Origin of the sequence: Treponema sp. UBA6852, assembly GCA_002449305.1 — a bacterium.
In the GTDB taxonomy this organism is placed as follows: Bacteria; Spirochaetota; Spirochaetia; order Treponematales; family Treponemataceae; genus Treponema_D.
Map to the genome: position 1 here is coordinate 1 of DKDI01000024.1, position 2,937 is coordinate 2,937.

Below are 2,937 nucleotides of genomic sequence, written 5' to 3' on the forward strand. Positions count from 1 at the left end.
TCATTGTTTGGCGTTTTGTATTTGAACGGATACTATAAAAGTACAGTTGAAAAATACCCGAGAATAAAGAGGGCATGAAAATGAGGTACAGCAAAGAATTCAAGGAACAGGCAATCAAACTGTCTGATGAAATCGGAGTAAATCCGGCCTGTGCACAGCTTGGACTTGTTTACGCAACTTTAGCCGACTGGCGAAAAAGTTATAACCGTGAACGAATCCTTAAACAAAAAACATCAGAAGACGATCCGCCTACAGAGCGTGAAAAAAAACTGATGAAAGAAAATGCGGAGCTCCGCGAGGCTAACAACATCCTCAAGGATGCTTTCCGTTTTTTCGTAAACGACCGGAAGCAGTAACAGTAAGAAGCATTCATTGGTTCATCTTTGATAACAGAAAAAAATATCATGTGAACCGAATGTGCAAGTCTCTTTCGGTCAATGAAAAAGGCTATTACAAATGGCTGCGTAACGGAGAGCGGCCTAAAAAGTGGCAGGATTTACTCGTAGAGATACATCGTATCCTTGATGAAGATCCTGACAATGACAACTACGGTGCAGACAGAATGCTGATTGCATTGACTCAGAAAGGAATACAGACTTCCTTGAGTTCTGTAAGACGTGCAATGCGAAAAGGCAATCTTCTGAAACCGGGCAGAAGAAGTCCTGACGGGCTTACCAAGGCTGATAAAAAAGCCCAGAGACCTCAGAATCTTCTGCGGCGCGACTTTACAGCAAAAGCTCCGGACCGGAAGTGGCTGACTGATATAACTCAGGTGCCATGCAAGGACGGAAAGCTTTATATCGCTCCTGTTTTTGACTGTTTCGGTGGTGAGATAATAAGTCTTGCCATGGATACAAACATGAAAAAGGAACTGTGTATTTCCGCTCTGGAAGCGGCTTTTGAAATGAGAAAACCTAAGTCAGGAGTGATAATTCACAGTGATGCCGGAAGCCAGTACACAAGCGAGGCTTTCAGGCTCGCAGTTGGAAAACATCATGCAGTCCAGAGCATGAGCGATGTCGGAAAGTGCTACGACAACGCGAGAATGGAATCATTCTTTATTTATATCAATGATGTCTTTCTTGCTTTCGAGCTTCATAAAACCAATTTGGTCTTCAGGTCTATGAAGAACTCCATTTGGATTTTCGCCGAAGAAGTTTTGCACTTCCTCCCAACTCATTTGTCGTTGCAAGAAATTAGATTTGTTGTATTGTTCTTCCGTTATTTCAGAATCGTATGTTTCTCTTCCATCCGGGTCTGTATACTTGACAGGGTTATTCCCCGCGTAGTGATACAAATTACCATTTGTCTAACTAAACGCCCTTTTCAGCCTCCTTTTGCCCTATTTATACCACGGAAAAACAGAAATTCTGTGTTTTATTTTTTAAATTTCGGAAGAATTCTGACTTTTAAGCAGGAATTCTTCCGAAATTTCTGCGCATTTTAAGCCTTGTTCCTACAAATTGTCATTTGTAGGAATAAGCAAAAAATTAAAAAACACTATACATAGCAGGGATGTATAGTGCCATTTATTTTAAGGAATAACACTACCGTCTAAACTACATTTTGCTTTTTCAAATTTAATATTATCAAATTTCTGCTTTTGCAATATTTTTTTTAGTGCTTCTGAAACATATATTCCTCTTGGAAGTATACCAAAGGAACTTTCAAGAGGAAAAAAATTATGTCCTTCAAGTTTTTCAGAGGCAAAACAAGGAACCAAAATCGCATTGCTGGCAGGCACTCTTGTAGTAAGTTTTGAATCAAGCACATCAGGAATCCTTTCAAATATCGGAATATAATAATTTCTTGTTTCAATCTCTGAACTAACAGAAACTTTTATCCAACTGAAAGAATCTTTTGAACCTTTGTTTTCTTCAATACAGTTTTTCAACCGTTCCGATAATAGATAATAAGCAAATTGATTGTACTGATAATCAAAAAAAACTTTTTCAGGTACATTGTTGTTTTGGGTTATTCCATTGTTTGTTATGCGCATTTGTGCCAAAAACAAATTGCATGGAAACCGTCTGTTCTGCTTTATAAAGTCATCGACCTCAAGAGGTGAAATAATGCTTTCATCTGCAAGCTTTGCCATTGAAAAATCTTTACTTGAACCTTCTTTGGCTGTAAATAACACACACTTATTCATTTTTTACTCCCAACCTGCTTTCCTTAACAAATCTGGATTATTTCTGACAGGTTCTTTTACATATTTATCAAATAGTTCCAAAAATTTACTTGTATCAGATCCTGCCTCGTTTGATGCTCTATTCATACCATCCAAAACGAATTCATGATATTTATTTGGATGTCTTCCCTGATGAGGCAAGCTTTCCATATTCCAGCCAGCACCTTTTCCATCAAGTTTTAATCCATACTTATCTGCAATATTTTTCATTTGTTGTGTATATTTTTTACTTTTGTTAGTTGCAAAATGGTGTATTTGATTAGGTCTTGAAGATTTTACAACTTTCGCTGTATCGCCAACCTTGTCTGCTGTTCTTACAGCATCACCGATTTTATCAGCTTTTCTGGCAAGTTTTACAGCATCATCAATTTTTGATAATCCTGCTGGGATTCCAGGAACCAATATAGCGGCGGCATCAATCCCGACATCTATCCAACCGGAATTATCACCTTTTGAACTTTTATAGATTGCAGAACCAATGTCATAGAGCGTGAAGCCTATATCCCAAATGGTGTCAACTACCCTTCCGTCCGGATCTGTATACTTGACAGGATTGTTTGCGGCATAGGCAAACAAATTACCATTGATGTGATTAAATACTCCGCCCATGCCGGGCAGATTTTGGTTATATTTCTTTGCCTCCTCGTCTATTGGCGCTTTTGGGATGTATTCCCCAAGTGCAGGGTCAGTGCTTATCCAGCGGCTGTACCTCGGGTCAAGATACCTAGCTCCATAATAATAAAGTC

General features: G+C 38.7%; 4 protein-coding genes. 2 read left to right on the plus strand and 2 right to left on the minus strand.

Features of this window, described 5'->3' with window-relative positions:
- Window positions 1–74: 74 nt before the first annotated feature.
- Both B3209_RS05300 and B3209_RS05305 read left to right on the plus strand, forming a co-directional pair.
- Window positions 75–356: a transposase gene (locus tag B3209_RS05300; protein ID WP_296690097.1), complete on the plus strand. Its 282-nt coding sequence runs from the start codon at window positions 75–77 to the stop codon at window positions 354–356.
- A 23-nt stretch (window positions 357–379) separates the two neighbouring features.
- The gene (locus B3209_RS05305) at window positions 380–1,447 is read left to right on the plus strand and encodes an IS3 family transposase (protein WP_296663324.1); all 1,068 of its coding nucleotides are present in this window, start codon (window positions 380–382) and stop codon (window positions 1,445–1,447) included.
- 87 nt (window positions 1,448–1,534) lie between these two features.
- Here B3209_RS05305 and B3209_RS05310 read toward each other — a convergent pair whose 3' ends face one another.
- The gene (locus tag B3209_RS05310) at window positions 1,535–1,999 is read right to left on the minus strand and encodes an imm11 family protein (protein WP_349675598.1); all 465 of its coding nucleotides are present in this window, start codon (window positions 1,997–1,999) and stop codon (window positions 1,535–1,537) included.
- A 156-nt stretch (window positions 2,000–2,155) separates the two neighbouring features.
- Window positions 2,156–2,937, minus strand: a 782-nt coding sequence (locus B3209_RS05315; RefSeq protein WP_296663321.1) for an AHH domain-containing protein, incomplete at its 5' end; no start/stop codon positions are given.

Excerpts from the sequence above, each read along its gene's own strand:
- B3209_RS05310 (WP_349675598.1), bottom strand. The coding sequence starts at position 1,999 with ATGCGCATAACAAACAATGGAATAACCCAAAACAACAATGTACCTGAA.
- B3209_RS05300 (WP_296690097.1), top strand. The coding sequence starts at position 75 with ATGAAAATGAGGTACAGCAAAGAATTCAAGGAACAGGCAATCAAACTG.